Raw genomic sequence first — 16,129 nt, 5'->3', positions numbered from 1 at the left:
GGACGGGTGGGAACTGGGCCAAGCGGATCGTGAAAAACACCTGCGAAACACGCTAGTGATGCATGTCACCCCGATTCCCGATATCATGTACCGTACATCGTGCACGATTCTGAAGCAATAGCAGATCCTCAGCGGTCTCGATGATGAATTGGCAATAAAGGATGAAGAGAAAACATACGTTGGATAGGATTTCGTCATGAACGCATTGCCGTCGGAAGATACGACCCCGCTAATCGCCGCGCGTCCGATGCTGGCAGACCAGGTCTTTGACGCGATTTTGGTTCTCCTTCTGGACGATAAACTGCCCACCGGTTCGCAGCTGAGCATTGACGGATTGGCCAAAAAATTCCAAGTTTCCTCCACGCCGGTACGTGAAGCGCTTGCGCGTCTGGAAACCACTGGCATGGTTCGACGGGAAGCATTGCGCGGATATCGAGTGGCGCCGGAACCGACGGTCGATGATGTACAAAAAATAAATGCGGCCCGTGCAATGCTAGAGCCGGGTATGGCACGGCTCGCCTGCGAGAACCAAAGCGAGACGCTGGTGAGCGAACTCCTAGCTTGCAATAGCGAGTTGAATGAAGCGCGGGGCGGTGAAGCCTTCGCGGACTACCGTGCCTATTGGAAAGCCGATGAAAAGTTCCACCGAAGTCTCGCCGAGGCCGCAGGTAACGAGTTCCTTTTCAGGGCCTATTCCGCCATCGAGGGGCATATCCAGAGGTTCAGGCTGGTTGTGCAAAATTCGATGAGTGGTGAACACACCATCGAAGAGCATGAACGGATTATCGAAGCTCTCATTACAAAGGACTCCTCGGCTGTGCACGCGGCGATGGAAGCGCATATTTCAGGTATTGCGCAGCGAGCCACGCAAAGCTATTCCTAGTGCACAGTGGGTGCACTATCCAAGGCGGGCTGGATGCCGCCGGCGATTGTCGCCGAGCTGGTCAAGCACTGCGATCTAGCCGTGTCGACTTCGAAGGCGTCAAGTTGAAGCGGGAAAACAACATGCACTCCGTGACTCGAATCCGCGACTGCGTGACCGGCCTCAAGCTCATTCGAAAGTACAAAGGCAAACTCATCCCCACCAAACTGGGCAGTTCATTGGCTCAGGACCCGCAGGCCATGGCGGAATACATGATCGAAACTCTCCGTGCGGTAGCCAATATGGATGTTTACGTTGATTCGGGGTTCTCCGAATGGGCAATTCGTGCAGGAGGCTATCGACCCGACAAGTTTGGCTACGGTGGTGAGCCGGTGAAGAACTATGTGGACGTGAGCGAGACTCTCGCGAACTTTGGTACTACGATCCCGATGCGCAGGGCCCGGTTTCGCAAGCCACCTATATCCCATGTGTCGAGCCGTGGTTCAATATTGGTTGCCTCATCGATTTCCGGTATCCACGGCGTGAAGAAGGCGAAGAAAGCGATCTCAAACTACAGCAGATCTCGCGATTCATTCTCGAGGCGTAGGCAACAAGACTAATCTTCAGATCGACTTGAATGGTGGATCGTAAAACGCCGTCTTGAGCAGCTCGTCTAAAACTGCACGTCTAGTAGAAACTATTGGACGCCGCTGAAACTCAAGATGAACATTGTCGATGACTTTCTGTTTATCCAACCCAGTAGAAAATAGTTTGTCATGCGTCAGGGCAATCCCTTTGGTTTGCGGTAGCCTCTTACAAGTCAGTTGAGTCCATGAAAGAAAGTTGGCTGCACAGTGAAAGCATTATTTGATTTCGGGTTCCGTAAATTTGTCACGCCGTCAATTATCAAGATCGTATACATCTTGATCATGATCATGCTGGTCGTGTCCTACCTCGGGTTCACCATCGCCGCCTTCAACGAAGACGCCATCTTTGGCCTCCTGGTGCTGTTAGTTCTCGGCCCGCTCTTCGTTTTGATCTACCTCGTGTTTGCTCGCGCATGCTTGGAATCGCTGATCGCGCAGATTCGTACCGCTGAAAATACGTCTGAACTTGTGCGCCTGGCCGGTGGAACGCCACCAAACGAACTATCGACGGGAATAGTTCCACCAAATCCTGCCGGACCATCGACTACTAACATCCGCCCGGCAAATCAAGCCGACCCGACTCGTCCGGTCAACCGACAGGACCCTGAAGACGGATCAACCCCTCCAACCAATCCATACAAGTCCTAACTGCTTGTAGGCCATGCCGGGCACGGAAGTATACGTGCCCGGCTCTGCTATTCGCACGGGGCCAGTTCGGCGTCCAGAGAGTAGCCAGAAAAGCCGGAGCCGGGTGCGCAAAGACAATTGTCTTTGCGCACCCGGCTTCAACGTTCTAGATCCTCTACCAGGCGTTGCCAGCCTTTACCGAGAGGACCGGGCACCCGGACTGCATCAGGATGCGTTGCGCGGTGCTACCCATAATAAACTTGCCCACTGTGCTGCGCTTGCGCAGCCCGATGACTATGAGCTGTGCTCGTTGCGCTTGTGCAACTCGCAAAATCTCGTCCGCTGCATCACGTCCCTGGGTGGAGCGTTCGATCCAGAAGTCGAGGCCCGCTGAGGTGAGCTGCACTTCCAGTAAATGAAACTCCCTAGCGTCGATTAGACGATCATCTACTAATGCATCTCCCTTTGACGAATTGACCACTACAAGTCGTGCTTGCGCACGTTGTGCCTCGATGATTGCCTGATCTAGAGCTGCCTCGCCCTGTGGCGAGGGGAGATAGCCCACAACAATTGTCATGATTTGTCCTTTCCGTCCTGCTCGTCATCGGCCGAATGACGTGCTCCGGTTGGCAGACGAAGTTCTGTCTTTTCCAACTCGTCTTCGCTGATGGCTCCGCCGGCGGCTAGACCTGCGGTGAGCTCGGAGGCGCCGCCTCGTGCCTTGCCAATCATCTTGAGGACCGTTGGGATGAGTAGCAAGATGGCAATGATGATGTAGATCGTCACCGCTACCGGCTCACTCCAAAGCCCGGAGATTTCACCGGCGCTGAGCTGGAATGACTTACGCAGTTGCTCTTCGGCCATGGGGCCAATGATCACGCCGAGGACTAACGGGAGGATTGGCAGCCCAAAGCGACGCAAGGCAAAGCCCAGCAGGCCGAGCAGCAGCAGAAGCCACAAGTCCGCGGTTTGCATGTTCACCGAGAACGCGCCCAAAGTGGCGAAAAACAGAATGCCTGCGTATAAGAACGGACGCGGGATCTTCAGCAGCTTCGCCCACAACGGGGCAAGCGGAAGGTTGAGCAACAGCAAAAGGGTATTGCCAATGAACAGGCTGGCAATCAGCGCCCAAACCAAGGCCGGCTCATTTTCAAAGAGCAAGGGGCCTGGTTGAATACCCTTCATGGTCAGGAAAGCGAGCATGACGGCTGCGGTCGCGTTAGTGGGCAAGCCCAAGGCGAGCATCGGCGTCAGCGTGCCAGCGGCCGAAGCGTTGTTCGCTGCCTCCGGGCCGGCGACACCTTCGATTGCACCGTGCCCGAATTCCTCCGGGTGCTTTGAAAGCTTCTTTTCCGTGACGTAGGAGAGGAAGGTGGGCACTTCGGCGCCTCCTGCGGGCAGTGCGCCGAACGGGAACCCGAAAGCGGTGCCGCGAAGCCATGGCTTCCATGAGCGTTTCCAATCTTCCTTGCCCATCCAAGGACGTCCAACAGGTATCGTGCGTGCAGGATTGCGCCGGAGGTGAGCTGCGATCCATAGCGCCTCGCCAATGGCGAAGATCGCCACAGCAACCACTACGATATCCATGCCATCGATCAACGGGGCAAAGCCAAAGGTCAAACGGCTCTGTCCGGATACCGGGTCCATGCCGACCAAGCCAATGGCGAGGCCAAGGCCAAGGGCCGCGAAACCTCGGATCTTTGAGGAACCGAGAACCGCGGTAACCGTAACCAGGGCGAGGACCATGATGGCGAAATAACTCGGAGCGCCAAGGCTTACCGCAAACTTCACCACAAACGGTGCCACGGTCACCAGCAAGGCGGTGCCGATGGTGCCTGCAACGAACGAGCCGATAGCAGCTGTAGCCAACGCCTGGGAAGCACGCCCGGCCTTGGCCATCTTGTGGCCCTCGATAGCCGTGATAACCGTGGAGGACTCGCCCGGTGTATTGAGCAGAATCGAGGTGGTCGAGCCGCCGTACATGCCGCCATAGTAGATACCAGCGAACATGATCAGTGAGCTAGAAGTTTCCATGCCATAAGTGACCGGCAGCAACAGCGCTACGGCCATGGCTGGGCCAATCCCGGGCAGGACACCTACGGCCGTACCTAGGATCACGCCAACTAAAGCGAAGAGCAGATTGATGGGAGTGAGCGCCGAAGCGAAACCCTCCATCAGCAGATTCAGTGTTTCCACTTACAGCACCCCCGAGAGAATTCCGGCCGGCAGCTTGATGCCCAGACCCAAGTAGAAGCCGTAAAAGGTACCAAGCGACATGGCGATTGAGATTAGCAACGTCAGCAAGTAGCGGCGGCTTCCTAGGGCAACGGCTGCTCCGAAGAACAGTATGGTTCCCGAGATGACCCAGCCGGCTGTGTTGATCAACAAGATGTTGACCACAAATACTGCCAGCAGCGGAAGGACGACCTTCCAGTCCGAAGGCTGGCTAAGGTCAACGTCTTCGCCTTCCTCGCCCTCGGCGAGGTTTCCGCGGAGCACGGTGATCGCCAGAGCGATAGAAGAAAGTACCAGGATTCCCGCAACCCCGTACGGCAGGGCCTTTGGGCCCACCACGTCGGACTGGGAGTACGTCACATGCAGCTGCGACGCATCAACGAACACGATGATTCCCACCAGAAAAAGAAACGCGGCGAACAGGAGTTCGACGCGCTTCTTTTTCGCTGTGGTTACTTGGCTCACGCCAGACCCAGGGTCTTGAGCACGTTGGCTACGCGCTCGTCCTGTTCGCTGAGGAAGGTCGAGAACTCGTCGCCGGTCATGAACGCGTCGGTCCAACCGTTGGTATCCAGGGCTTCCTGCCATTCATCGGACTCGTGCATCTTGGTGACCGCTTCGGTCCACTTGGTCTTGTCCTCGTCCGAGATCTCCGGTGGAGCGACCAGGCCGCGCCAGTTGGAGAAGACCAAGTCAATATCGGATTCCTGCAAGGTTGGTGAATCAACGCCTTCCAAGCGTTCTTCGCCACTGGTCGCCAGCACACGAACCGACCCCTCTTCAATCTGCTGCATGTATTCGCCTGCACCGGAAGCTGCAAAGTCGAGCTTGTTGCCCAGGATGGCCGGCAGCAGATCGCCACCACCGTCATAGGAAACGAAGTTCACGTCCTTGGGATCAATGCCCACGGCTTCGGCCAGCTGCATCGGCAGCAGGTGGTCGGGTCCGCCCGGAGACGAGCCGCCACCGACCGAGAGTTTCCCTGGATCCTTCTTCCACGCAGCTACAAGATCGTCAATGGTCTTGTATGGGGAATCCTTGGACACCATGATTGCGCCCGGCTCTTCGATGAGCTTTGCAATCGGGGTGGTCTCGGTCAGCTTGGCTTCAGATTCATTGGTGTAGCTTGCGCCCACCACGCCCAAGCCCATGAGCATCCCTAGGTCTCCGTTGCCTTTTTCGTTGACGATTCGAGCAAGGCCAACGGTGCCGCCAGCACCGGCAAGGTTGAAGACTTCGAGGTTGGAAGCGATTGCTGCGTCATCCATGACTTTGGCTGCCACACGGGCGGTGGTGTCATAACCGCCTCCAGGAGTGTTTGGAACCATAATGCGCAGGCCCTCCAGCGGGCCGCTTGCGGCGGAGCCGGAGGCGCTTGGATCGCTGCCAGAGCTAGTGACGCCGCAACCTGTTGCGGTCAGTGCGAGCGTTGCAGCGGCGGCTACCGCTGTCAGCATGCGGAGTGACTTGAAATTCTTCATGGATTCAGCCTTTGTCTTCATTGGGGTGCGAATAGTTCAACACTAAGCAGGTGAGTGGGGTAGGTCACGCTTGCGTACGCAAAGAAAATACTGTTCATTGTGTAACTAAAAATTGTGAGCTGGCTCATGCCAAACTTCGGTAAAGTTGCCAGGTGCACCGCAAGGGCGGTGCCGGACGGGAAGCAACTGCAAAGGCAGCAGATGATGGGGAAGGAGGAACAGTGAAGACTACAAGGGCCTGGCCCAGCGAACTATTCGCCAACAGAATGTCCCTAGCCGGGCAGTACCTCATATTGCAGTTGCTGATCATTGGCGTAGTGGTCACCGGATTTGTGGTGGTCTCAATTACCCAGGCAACGAATACCTTTGAAAAAGAAGAAGGCCGGCGCAGCCTTTCCGCAGCAGAATCGCTAGCGGCCAACCCGCTCTTGCGGGTCCTCCTCCCGGGGGCCGAACCGGAAATGGGGTCCGCGTTGCCAGCCATGGCCGAAGCCGTACGCAGTACCTCGGGCCTGCAATTTGTCACGATTGCGGATCCTAGCGGTGAGGCGATCACGTCCAGTTTTCCCGACGAAGTAGGCACCACAATTCTTCAGCCCGAGTCTCAGGTCACCGAAGGACGAGGTTGGACCGGAGATATCTGGCGCCAAGGGAAGCACGTACTGATCGCTCAGGTGCCGGTCTTGGACGATGATGGGTCGATGGTGGGCATTGTGAGCACAGGGCAAAAATATCCCTCAACGCAGGCTGTCATTCGTGAAATCGCGCCCAGCGCACTATTCACCCTCCTCATCTCACTACTCTTGGGGGCCACCGGCTCGGTGCTCCTGTCCAGACGCGTCAAGCGCCAAACCCGCGGTATGGAGCCAAGAGAAATTTCTGAACTCTTTGAACACCGCGAAGCCTTGCTGCACGGAGTGAAAGAGGGGATCGTCTCCGTCTCTCCGGAACACCGGGTCATGCTCGCCAACGACATCGCCATAGAGCTGTTGCAACTACCCAACAACTGCGTAGGACAAACACTCGACCAACTCAAGGTGGCACCGCAGGTTACTCGCGCTCTAACCACGCAACAGCAGCAGGCAGACCGGCAATTCCTCATCGGCGAACGTGTGCTGGTCTTCAACCGCATGCCAGTGATGACTTCCGGCAGGGACCTCGGCTCGGTGACCACTTTCCGCGATCGAACCGAGCTGACTCTCTTGGAGCAAGAGCTCGGAGACAGCAAAGCGACATCGGACATGCTCCGAGCCCAAACCCACGAGTTCGCCAATCAGCTCCACGCCATCTCCGGGCTCATCCAATTAGGAGAGTACGACGAAGTCGTAGGATTCATTGATGGAGTGAGCTTCAGCCGCAGCAAACTCTTTGAAGATGTCGCAGCGCGAATCACCGAACCAACCATAGCTGCCTTGGTCATTGCCAAGGCAAGTGTCGCGACCGAACGCGGAATCCAACTCACCGTCGCCGAGGATTCCAACCTGGGCCGCAGTGATGACCAACTGGCTCGGGACTTGACCACCGTTATCGGAAACCTCGTAGACAACGCAATAGACGCGGTATCGGCGGTGAGCCAACCACGCATCGAACTACGCATTGCAGAAAGCGATACGCAAATTACCGTTGTGGTGGGCGACAATGGTTCGGGGGTAGATGACGCGGCAATCGATGAAATCTTTACCCAGGGATTCTCCACCAAAGACACGACCGTTTCCGGCGGAAGGGGATTCGGGCTGGCTTTAACCAGACTGGTCTGCCGTCGCCGCGCAGGGGACGTCCAAGCGGTTAACGACCACGGTGCGCGGTTCACCGCTACACTCAGGAAGTAGGGAACAACTCGTGATCAAAGTACTGGTGATCGATGATGATTTCATGGTCGCCAAGGTGCACTCAGGGTTCGTCAATAACGAGCCGGGGTTCTCGGTTGTGGGAGTAGCTCACTCGGCCAACGAGGCGATCAAAGCCGCAACCGCGCTTTCGCCGGATCTCGCGTTGCTAGATATCCACTTACCCGATATGAACGGGCTCGACCTGCTCCAACGGCTACGCGAGGTACAGCCGGACTTAGATGTCATCGTCATTAGCGCGGCCCGAGAAATGGACACCGTCCGCCGTGCTTTGAGGGGCGGAATCGTCCACTACCTGATGAAGCCGTTCTCCCGCGAAGATCTTCGCGAACGGCTGGAGCACTATTCGAAAACTTACCAGCCGCTGCAAGAGGCAGATCAAGAGCTGGAACAGGCAGACGTGAACCGGCTCTTCGGACTGAGCGGGCAGAACCGACGCCCCCTGCCCAAAGGCTGCAGCGCTGAAACGCTGGCACTCGTGGAAAACATCGTCAAGGAAGCCACTAATCCCATCTCCGCCACCGAAACCGCCGAGAAACTCGGCACCTCGCGGGTGAGCGCTCGCCGGTATCTGGAATATTTGGCCGAAGAGAACCTGGCTCAGGTGAATCTGCGGTACGGGGGAGTGGGCAGACCAGAGCGAAGGTATTCGTGGAACAGTTAGGTGCTTGCCGTCCATGCGACGCGTCTATTGCAGTCCGACTGTACTTAAACGGACCTTAAGTCGAATAACGAGGTTCTCCACATCTCAAGGTGCAAATGAGGTTTTATCCACCCGACTTCAGTTGGGAACTGCCTCGCCGGACATTACTGAAACTAAATCCTCCGGTCTCCCGATTCCACAGGAACATTGCGGAATCTCGATGCAGCTTTCGCAACTTCGCAATAGGAGCCTTCAAACGTTCAGCCAATCATCCCGGATGCCTATCGGCAGCGGCTATGAAATGACGGAAGGATTTAAACGTATTGCCCTGTGGCAAGAAATCGGCACAGGGCAATACGAACTTTATCAACTGAACTATCAAGCCAGATTCTGACTAGAATTTATGGACTTTGGCCTTCTCAATTGCCGTAAGGTCTTCGAGCTTTTCTTCCTGAGGGGATGACATGTAGCGCTGATAGCTATCGTCGAGCTCGCTCAGCCAGGGCGAGTGGTGTTCTGCTGCCATGGTGCCAGTCATGACTGAACGGTAGACCTTGTCGCGGTAGGTCAAGATATTTTTCTTCTTATCCATCTTCCACGCCATGAAAGTCCGGGTGACTTCATCCAAATCAAACATCGGGTAGTCCGTCTGCTCGATGAGATCGCGAATGTAGTCCGCCTGGAACTTCACTTCATCTTCCGCGGTCTCAATAGCGTTGAATCGCTCCAGCCACGCATCTATGCTTGCACGCTGTTCGGACGCTGAAGGGACCGCGGCTTCTCCCAAAACCAGATCACGGACATACCAAGCCTGCGCATCGAACATGTTGAAGGTGAACCATTGATCCTGGGCACCTAGGTAGTAAAGCTGGCTATTGTTCTCGGAAACCACACCACGGTACAGAGTGTCCGGGTAGACGTTGTTCGGTGAACTTAGGGCAAGGTCGGAGGGCAAGAAGGGGTAATGGTGCAGATACCCGGTGCACAAGACAACAGCATCAAATTTGCGGGATACGCCATTGCTGAAATGTGCAGTGGACCCTTCGAAGCGGTCAATGAGGGGGAGCTCTTCAATGCCTTCTGGCCAATCGAATCCCATTGGGGCCGTGCGGTAGCTGTACGTCACCGAGCGTGCACCCATCTTGAAGGACTGGACACCAATGTCCTCAGCCGAGTAGCTTGCGCCGATCAGCAGAACGTCTTTGCCTGCCAAGCGCTCGGCGCCACGGAAGTCATGGGCGTGCATGAGCTCGCCGGGAAAACCTTCGATTCCCTTGAAATCTGGAACATTCGGGAAGCTAAAGTGACCGGTGCCGACAATGACATGATCAAAATCGTTCTTTTCCGTCAGACCGGTCTTCAGGTCTTCGCTGGTGACGGTGAATAGTTTGGTGCTCTCGTCGTAATCGACCCAGCGCACTACGGTCGCAAAGCGGACGTATTTCTTGACGTCAGACTTCTCTGCGCGGCCATTGATGTAATCCCACAGCACGGCACGTGGTGGGTAGGAAGAAATGGGGCGGCCGAAATGTTCGTCGAAGGTATATTCGGCGAATTCCAAGGCTTCCTTGGGGCCGTTGGACCACAAGTTGCGGTACATGCTCGAATGTACAGGTTCGCCGTGCTTGTCGATGCCGGTGCGCCAGTTGTAGTTCCACTGGCCTCCCCAATCATCTTGCTTCTCAAAGCAGATGATCTCGGGGATTTCACGCCCTGACTTCTTGGCAGAATCGAATGCCCGCAGCTGGGCGATGCCGCTGGGTCCTGCTCCAATGATGGCGACGCGTTGAGTCAAACATACCTCTCCGGCTTGTTAAGCCTTATTCAAGTTTCGCGCGCAGCTCCGGATCCCGATTGTGGGTTCGAGCGTGCTACGCGAATCAACAAAAAATGCTCTAAACCAGTCGACCAGTCGCGCATAAAAAGCGTTCACATGTCGAGGCAAAACTGCCCTGTTCCAAAGGGCATCGTTATCGAGTTTACCAGTAACCGATTCTATTGACCGGGAAACCGACGGACAGGGAACAATCGCCACGGAGATATGGGTGCTGATTTGAGGCTGGGTAAGGGTTAAGCTGCGCCTACGAACCCAGCACCGAAAGCGCCTGAAAGCAGGTTAAAGTGATTTGCCTGCAGTCACTATCTTGGCGCAAGCAGACTTGCGTTTTGGGGCCAGAAGAGACCAGCCCCCGCCCTGTCCATTGGACTGGGAAGGAGGCTGGTGACGTGCTGCTGAATTCGGTTCTAAGCGGCGGATCGCTGCTGCTGGTGGAAATCGCATTTGCGCTGTGGACCATGATCGCTGCGATTAGCGGTCCTAGATTATCTACCCAACCTAGGTTTCCATTGCATCGACAAGAAGCAATTAACCATTTTTCAATCCAAGAATCCAACCGAGCAGATGCTCATGAATAGCTCTGAATCTGTAGCAACGACCTGAGGCCAATCCCTAGACGAAGTGCAACGGATCAGATGGGAAGGGCTGAATTGACGCGCGGCATATCGGTGAGCTCAAGGGCGGCGTCGCGGGCTGCCGCAATGCCGGACTCGATGGCGCCGTCGATGAAGCCTCCCCATCCCTTGGCCAGGTCCGAGCCTGCGATGCGGATGCGGCTCTCGGAGCGCTGCAGCTCGGCTAGGGAATCGGTGAGATATCCCGTGTAGTGCATCGACCAGGTGCAGCGTGCATGCTCGTCGTCGACCCAGTTATGGCCGGCAACTTCCAAGACCTCCAATCCGGGGACGAGAGCATCGAGGCTGCGCTGGGCCGCGGACGTATCGGTGACGTTGACAGCTGCGGCGTCGGGTCCGAAGCAGACCAAGGTGGTGGTGTCCGCATCGATGTACTCGGCTTGGGCGAAGTTCAGGGCGGCGTTTTCGGGGCCCATGGCAACGAAGCGTTCCTGCCGTCCCTTGACCTTGATCCAGAGCTTTGCGCCGCGGCCGGCATGGCTGCGGCTTGCGGCTTTGCGTTTAATGGCTGAAAGTTCAGGATGAATGTCGATGTCGTTCAGGGTGCCCAGGGGGACGGCAAGGATGAGTTGGCGGGCGGTGAGTTGCTGTCCGTCGATGGTGCTGGCGACGACTCCGTTCTCGTCCTGATGGATGGAAGCCACCGGCTGGTTCAGCCGCAACTCGGCGTCAGAGTCCGCCAGGATGGCCTCGGCCAGGCGCCGGGTTCCTCCCTCGATCTTGAAGGTTGCGCAGGTTTCGAACATAAGTTGCCAGGACCCGCTGGCCGCAGCACACCAGCGCAGTGCCTGCGTGTAGGCGGCTTGGTCTAGGGCGCCGTTGAAGTTTAAGGTCCAGAAGGAGCGCAGCAGCTGGCGTTGGTTCTCCGGAAGGTCCAGGCGGTCGATGGCCTCCGAGAGCGTGGTGCCGTCGATGCTGGCGAGCTCGGGGTTGGCCAGCGGGGACCAGGGTAAGGGGAAATACTTGCGAGCATCGGCTAGTAGGGCTTGGTTGGGGGCGTCGAGCAAGTCCATCAGCTCGTCTGGATGCCCCGTATGTTGCTGGCCCTCGGTGCTCCAATAGGCCTTGGTGAAGTCGGGGCCGGCGACCGGGGCGATCCCGTAGCGGCCCATTTCGGCCCAGACGTAGGGCTGGGTCCAGTGCACCCACGTTCCGCCGAGTTCCAGGTTCCGGCCCAGATGCTCCTCGAGGTGGGTGCGCCCGGCGATGCGGTCGCGGGCCTCCAGGATGGTGGTCTTGAATCCGCGGCGGGACAGTTCGCGGGCGGCGGTCAGGCCGGCGAAGCCCGCGCCGACGATGATGACGTCAGTGGTTTTCATGGTGGCAGTGCCTTAGCTGTAGACGAAGAATTCGATGGTGGGTTCGAGGATGGTCCAGCGCGTCATGGCGCCCTTGGACAGGGAGGCCATGGATCCGGCGGTGAGCTCGAGCATGTCTCCGCCCTGGACCTCGATGCGGATGTGCCCGGAGACGATGTAGATGGTTTCGTCTTCCCCGATGGGCAGGTCGAAGGGCACGGGCGCCTCCTCAGGGGAGATGCTCCAGATGCCGGAGGCGAGCGCCTGATTGCCGTTGTCGCCATTGCGGCGGAGCCACTGGACGGTGCCGAGTTCGAACGGTTCGAATGCGGTGGTGGTGTGATGGGCGTGGAATACCTGTGGCATGAGGTTGTTCTTCCTTTGTTGGGGTGAATAAAGAGAGTTCTAGGCTTGGGTTTCGTGGAGGTCTGAAGGGGCCTGCGGCTCGCGCATCAATGGCAGTCGATCCTGGAATCGGCGCCGGATCACAAACAGGACCAGGGAGAGCAGGAGGATGCCGACGCCGATAGTCAACTCGAAGGGCCCTCCATATCCAGATATCTGGGACGAAGCGGCCCCGACGATCAAGACTGCCGCTCCATAGATGGTGAGAACTATGGCCAGTGGAATTGACCAACGCCCGAGCTTGAAACTGCGTGGATCGTCGGGCCGATCCCAGCGAAGAAGCAGAAAACCGGAGACGGCCAGCAGGATGGCTAAGAGGTAGCCGATATTTGCCGCCACGAGGATGGAAATCGGGTTGGAGACGAAGAGGACCAGCAGGATGTTCATGACCACGGCGGCAGCGATAGCCCTGGCTGGGACCTGATGACGGTTGAGCTTCTCGAACTCGCGGGGGACCAACCCATCGACTGCGGCTCCGAAGAGCGCGCGTGACCCGTCCGCCATGCTGGCGTTCACGCCCATGAGCAGCGCTCCAATGGTAATAAGCAGCGCCGCATCCCCGGCGAAGCCAGCGGGCAATACGGCCGCGAAGCCACTGACAAACACTGCCGCGGGATCTGCTGCGGCGTCGGCCTGGCTGAGCAGTCCGCCGATGCCAATGGGGACCAGTGCGAACATCATGAACGTGTAGGCCCCGGAGCTGGAGAGCGCGCGGCGGGCGTCCTTCTTGCTACGGTATTCGGGCGTGAACGCTGCGCACATTTCGGTGCCGTACGCGGTCCAGCCGATGAGGTAGAGCCATACTGCGGCGTCTTGCCAGCCTCCCCAGTGGTCGGCTCCGGCCTGTCCTAGACCCCAAGACAGGTTGCTCACGTCCCACTGGCCGCTAACCAGCGGGGCAACCACGAAGGTAAGTAGGGGGATCAGCAGCAAGGCTCCGAAGATTTTGTTTACCCAAGCCGCTGGCTGTGCACCGAAGAGGTTCGGCACCATGAGTGCAAGAATTAGCACAATACCGATCAACTGCGCCGGCCCTACCTGCAGGATTCCCAAGTCCAGGACCCAAGTCGCTACCGGGAACCAGCGGACCTGGATGATGGCACCGGCGGTCAGACTGACGATTGAAATAACGGCGGACCAGCCGAACCAATATCCGAAAGTCGCCAGCGCACCTGCTGGAGCAAATCGTCCTTTCCAAGCCTCATGCGCGTAGATCGGGACCCCTCCGGGCTTGTCGGGGAACATGGATGCCATCTCCGCGAAGAGGTGATTCTGCGCCCAGCCGATGCCTGCGGCAAGGGCCCAAATGAACATGGCCGACAGCGCACCGATGGCGGCCATGGTTGCACCGAAGGATACGAAGAGACCTCCGGAGACGGCCATCGCCAAGGCGAATGCATCCTGCCACCGCAAGGTGCGGTGAAGCGTCGGAGGGGATTTGCTGGGGTCTATCGAGGCAGACATGAGGGGCCTTTCGATCACGAGTTGGAGGCTGCGCGGGAATTGTGTTTCGCGGGTTTCGAGGCGTGGTCTGCCTCACATGGTTAAAGCTATGCATCCGCTTAGTTCGTTGTGTCAAGGGCCACGTTGAGGAGTTAGACTCAGTATGTGAAAGCGATGCGGAACAATAAATATGGCGACGGCAAGGAAGCACTGCTTGCCGCCACCGTGGCGGTCGTGGCCGAACGCGGACTCCACGGCCTTACTTTTCGTGCGGTCAGCGAGGTAGCGCAGGTCAACAACACCCTGATTAGCCACCACTTCGGGACCAAGGACACGTTGCTCCATGAGGCGGTGGCCTGGGCAATATCTAGGGCTATACGACTAAGTGACTTGTCTGCCGCGGAAACCATAGACGGGGGGTTCGCGCGTACGCTGGTCGAACTGGTCGAGCGAGAGCCGCAGCTTCAGCTGTTTCAGTATGAATTCGTGCTGGAGTCGCGCCGCCGCCCCGACCTTCGCGATGAGGCCAAAGCGCTCTATGAGGGATATATCGACGCTTTGCAGCGTGCCTTGGGTAGGCAAGGGCACGTCAACTCACGACCGCTGGCCCGAGCGGTCTTTGCCGCTTTGGACGGTTTAGTGTTTCAGCAACTGACTGTTGCCGATCCGGATGCCGTACGGGAGGCAATCGAAACCGTCGGAGCTCTGCTTGAAGCTAATTTGGCTGCTATTCGCCAATAGCTGGCATAACGCCGCAACGGGAAATACGCCGTTGGTGATCTGCGACGTCTACGGGGTACGTTCCGGATACGGTCGATTCTCCAGCAGCCATGGTGCAGAACTGCTTGGTCGCAGGCTATGAAAGTCCCTCAGACTGATTCCCCTGCGGCCTAGAACATTTGCGTCCAATGGATACGAAGCGTGTCAGAGCGACGGAGCAACATCAGATGAAAGAAGCTGATCCGGCCTGCCGGTGCTCGCTGGCCGCGTAGGTTCCGAGGGTTTTGATTTCCCATGTGAAGAAATCCAGTTCTTCTAGGGCGAGCCGTACGGGAAGATCTTCCGGGTGCCCTTCAATGTCAACCATGAACGTGGTCGCGGCGAATGTGGAGCCGACCATGTAGCTTTCCATACGCGTGAGGTTCACGCCATTTGTCGCGAATCCGCCAAGTGCCTTGTACAGCGCACTGGGCACGTTGCGTACCTGGAAGACCAAGCTCGTGATGACTTCATCGGGCAGTTGCGCCCGGGTAGGCAAAGCTTGTTTGCGGGCCAGCACAACGAATCTGGTCATATTCGTTGGGTCGTCTTCGACCCCGCTGGACAGGACCTCGAGTCCGTAAAGTTCGGCGGCCATCGGCGGGGCCAACGACAATTTTCGGGGGTCATCCCAATCCCGGATCTCGCGGGCGGACCCTGCAGTATCCCCGGCTATGACCGGGGTCAGCTGATGTTCGCGGATCAAACGTCGGCACTGGCCTAGCGCGTGGATGTGGCTATGGACCTCGGTGGCGGCTTCAATGCTGCTTCCGGGAATTCCGAGCAGGTCGAAACGGATTCTGAGGTAATGTTCCCCAACGATTTGAAGGTCAGATTCAGGGAGCAATACGTGGATATCGGCAACACGGCCGGCAATGGAATTCTCTATCGGGATCATGGCGAGGTCTGCCGCGCCACTTTCGACCATCGCAAACGCATCCTCGAAGCTGGCGCACGGGACGGCTTCCATATCGGGGAACCTCTCGGTGCAAGCGATGTTTGAGTTCGATCCGGCTTCGCCCTGATAAGAAATCTTATTGCTCATTGAATCAACTTAGCGCAGAGTACTCGTGCTGCAAGAAAGAGTGAATCAAGGTTTCCTGATGCGCGCCAATTTTCGAATTCTGCGCGGTTGCCGCTGGAGCAGTTGCCAAGTAGTCGACCGCTTGGTAGCACTTATCCGTGGGAGAACGGATCCTAGCGACCGAGTACAGTCTCTGCGGCCTTCCGCTGGTGAGCGAGAATTAAGGATGGACACGTGATGTGGAGATTCCCCGCTGACAAGCTGTAAGCGCTCGTGGATAATCCGAGGCGTCTGCCGAGCCCAGCGGTATCTGATGCACGCCAATTCGGGTTTGGGGAACACCTCGAAGTAATCCGTCAGGTCCGGGGCTCAGAAGCTGTAGAACG

The 16,129-nt window shown here is 57.4% G+C and carries 16 protein-coding genes; 7 read left to right on the top strand and 9 right to left on the bottom strand.

Annotated elements, in window-relative coordinates:
- Positions 1 to 196 precede the first annotated feature (196 nt).
- The 3 genes from CQ015_RS02710 to CQ015_RS02700 all read left to right on the top strand — a co-directional run bounded on the left by CQ015_RS02710 (position 197) and on the right by CQ015_RS02700 (position 2,157).
- On the top strand, positions 197 to 883 hold the full coding sequence (locus tag CQ015_RS02710; RefSeq protein WP_096288257.1) for a GntR family transcriptional regulator: 687 nt from the start codon (positions 197 to 199) through the stop codon (positions 881 to 883).
- Between the two features lie 104 nt (positions 884 to 987).
- Positions 988 to 1,482, top strand: coding sequence for a hypothetical protein (locus CQ015_RS02705; RefSeq protein ID WP_146112528.1), 495 nt, complete (start codon positions 988 to 990; stop codon positions 1,480 to 1,482).
- 234 nt (positions 1,483 to 1,716) lie between these two features.
- Complete coding sequence (locus CQ015_RS02700) at positions 1,717 to 2,157, top strand: DUF4282 domain-containing protein (protein WP_096288253.1); 441 nt, start codon at positions 1,717 to 1,719, stop codon at positions 2,155 to 2,157.
- Positions 2,158 to 2,311: 154 nt separating this feature from the next.
- Here CQ015_RS02700 and CQ015_RS02695 read toward each other — a convergent pair whose 3' ends face one another.
- The 4 genes from CQ015_RS02695 to CQ015_RS02680 are packed head-to-tail and all read right to left on the bottom strand — an operon-like array spanning position 2,312 to position 5,852.
- Complete coding sequence (locus CQ015_RS02695) at positions 2,312 to 2,713, bottom strand: universal stress protein (protein WP_096288251.1); 402 nt, start codon at positions 2,711 to 2,713, stop codon at positions 2,312 to 2,314.
- On the bottom strand, positions 2,710 to 4,311 hold the full coding sequence (locus tag CQ015_RS02690) for a tripartite tricarboxylate transporter permease (protein WP_374955678.1): 1,602 nt from the start codon (positions 4,309 to 4,311) through the stop codon (positions 2,710 to 2,712). Before CQ015_RS02690 ends, CQ015_RS02695 begins: the two co-directional genes overlap by 4 nt.
- Positions 4,312 to 4,332: 21 nt before the next feature.
- Positions 4,333 to 4,836 carry a tripartite tricarboxylate transporter TctB family protein gene (locus tag CQ015_RS02685; protein WP_096288249.1) on the bottom strand — a complete coding sequence of 168 codons (504 nt, stop codon included), beginning with the start codon at positions 4,834 to 4,836 and terminating at the stop codon, positions 4,333 to 4,335.
- Positions 4,833 to 5,852 (bottom strand): tripartite tricarboxylate transporter substrate binding protein, encoded by a 1,020-nt coding sequence (locus CQ015_RS02680; protein WP_176484262.1) that lies wholly within the window; start codon positions 5,850 to 5,852, stop codon positions 4,833 to 4,835. The genes CQ015_RS02685 and CQ015_RS02680 overlap by 4 nt, the downstream gene beginning before the upstream one ends.
- Before the next feature lie 221 nt (positions 5,853 to 6,073).
- Here CQ015_RS02680 and CQ015_RS02675 point away from each other — a divergent pair, with 221 nt between their 5' ends.
- Both CQ015_RS02675 and CQ015_RS02670 read left to right on the top strand, forming a co-directional pair.
- Entirely contained in the window at positions 6,074 to 7,681 is a 1,608-nt protein-coding gene (locus tag CQ015_RS02675; RefSeq protein ID WP_308727263.1) for an ATP-binding protein, read from the top strand.
- Between the two features lie 10 nt (positions 7,682 to 7,691).
- Positions 7,692 to 8,363: a response regulator gene (locus tag CQ015_RS02670; RefSeq protein WP_096288247.1), complete on the top strand. Its 672-nt coding sequence runs from the start codon at positions 7,692 to 7,694 to the stop codon at positions 8,361 to 8,363.
- Positions 8,364 to 8,736: 373 nt separating this feature from the next.
- Here the strand turns inward: CQ015_RS02670 and CQ015_RS02665 are convergent, their stop codons facing one another.
- Positions 8,737 to 10,137 carry an NAD(P)-binding domain-containing protein gene (locus CQ015_RS02665; protein ID WP_096288245.1) on the bottom strand — a complete coding sequence of 467 codons (1,401 nt, stop codon included), beginning with the start codon at positions 10,135 to 10,137 and terminating at the stop codon, positions 8,737 to 8,739.
- Between the two features lie 431 nt (positions 10,138 to 10,568).
- On the opposite strand from CQ015_RS02665, the gene CQ015_RS18670 reads away from it, so the two are divergent.
- Positions 10,569 to 10,757, top strand: a complete 189-nt coding sequence (locus CQ015_RS18670) for a hypothetical protein (RefSeq protein WP_141393591.1) — start codon at positions 10,569 to 10,571, stop codon at positions 10,755 to 10,757.
- A 53-nt stretch (positions 10,758 to 10,810) separates the two neighbouring features.
- Here the strand turns inward: CQ015_RS18670 and CQ015_RS02660 are convergent, their stop codons facing one another.
- The 3 genes from CQ015_RS02660 to CQ015_RS02650 are packed head-to-tail and all read right to left on the bottom strand — an operon-like array spanning position 10,811 to position 13,981.
- Positions 10,811 to 12,133 carry an NAD(P)/FAD-dependent oxidoreductase gene (locus CQ015_RS02660; RefSeq protein WP_105649301.1) on the bottom strand — a complete coding sequence of 441 codons (1,323 nt, stop codon included), beginning with the start codon at positions 12,131 to 12,133 and terminating at the stop codon, positions 10,811 to 10,813.
- A gap of 12 nt (positions 12,134 to 12,145) precedes the next feature.
- On the bottom strand, positions 12,146 to 12,478 hold the full coding sequence (locus CQ015_RS02655; protein WP_096288241.1) for a cupin domain-containing protein: 333 nt from the start codon (positions 12,476 to 12,478) through the stop codon (positions 12,146 to 12,148).
- A 39-nt stretch (positions 12,479 to 12,517) separates the two neighbouring features.
- Complete coding sequence (locus CQ015_RS02650) at positions 12,518 to 13,981, bottom strand: APC family permease (RefSeq protein WP_096288239.1); 1,464 nt, start codon at positions 13,979 to 13,981, stop codon at positions 12,518 to 12,520.
- Between the two features lie 153 nt (positions 13,982 to 14,134).
- Here CQ015_RS02650 and CQ015_RS02645 point away from each other — a divergent pair, with 153 nt between their 5' ends.
- Positions 14,135 to 14,701, top strand: a complete 567-nt coding sequence (locus tag CQ015_RS02645) for a TetR/AcrR family transcriptional regulator (protein ID WP_096288318.1) — start codon at positions 14,135 to 14,137, stop codon at positions 14,699 to 14,701.
- 202 nt (positions 14,702 to 14,903) lie between these two features.
- On the opposite strand, the gene CQ015_RS02640 is transcribed toward CQ015_RS02645, so the two are convergent.
- A complete protein-coding gene (locus CQ015_RS02640) occupies positions 14,904 to 15,764 on the bottom strand; it encodes a prephenate dehydratase (protein ID WP_096288237.1) in 861 nt (286 codons plus the stop codon).
- Between the last annotated feature and the right edge of the window lie 365 nt (positions 15,765 to 16,129).

The sequence above is a fragment of the Arthrobacter sp. MYb221 genome, from assembly GCF_002979835.1.
Lineage (GTDB): Bacteria > Actinomycetota > Actinomycetes > Actinomycetales > Micrococcaceae > Glutamicibacter.
The sequence above is the reverse complement of the archived record's forward strand: the minus strand, read 5'-3'. Positions and strand labels throughout refer to the sequence as shown.

Excerpts from the sequence above, each read along its gene's own strand:
- CQ015_RS02710 (WP_096288257.1), top strand. The coding sequence starts at position 197 with ATGAACGCATTGCCGTCGGAAGATACGACCCCGCTAATCGCCGCGCGT.
- CQ015_RS02650 (WP_096288239.1), bottom strand. The coding sequence starts at position 13,981 with ATGTCTGCCTCGATAGACCCCAGCAAATCCCCTCCGACGCTTCACCGC.
- CQ015_RS02695 (WP_096288251.1), bottom strand. The coding sequence starts at position 2,713 with ATGACAATTGTTGTGGGCTATCTCCCCTCGCCACAGGGCGAGGCAGCT.
- CQ015_RS02660 (WP_105649301.1), bottom strand. The coding sequence starts at position 12,133 with ATGAAAACCACTGACGTCATCATCGTCGGCGCGGGCTTCGCCGGCCTG.
- CQ015_RS02645 (WP_096288318.1), top strand. The coding sequence starts at position 14,135 with ATGCGGAACAATAAATATGGCGACGGCAAGGAAGCACTGCTTGCCGCC.
- CQ015_RS02690 (WP_374955678.1), bottom strand. The coding sequence starts at position 4,311 with ATGGAGGGTTTCGCTTCGGCGCTCACTCCCATCAATCTGCTCTTCGCT.
- CQ015_RS02680 (WP_176484262.1), bottom strand. The coding sequence starts at position 5,852 with ATGAAGAATTTCAAGTCACTCCGCATGCTGACAGCGGTAGCCGCCGCT.
- CQ015_RS02655 (WP_096288241.1), bottom strand. The coding sequence starts at position 12,478 with ATGCCACAGGTATTCCACGCCCATCACACCACCACCGCATTCGAACCG.
- CQ015_RS02640 (WP_096288237.1), bottom strand. The coding sequence starts at position 15,764 with ATGAGCAATAAGATTTCTTATCAGGGCGAAGCCGGATCGAACTCAAAC.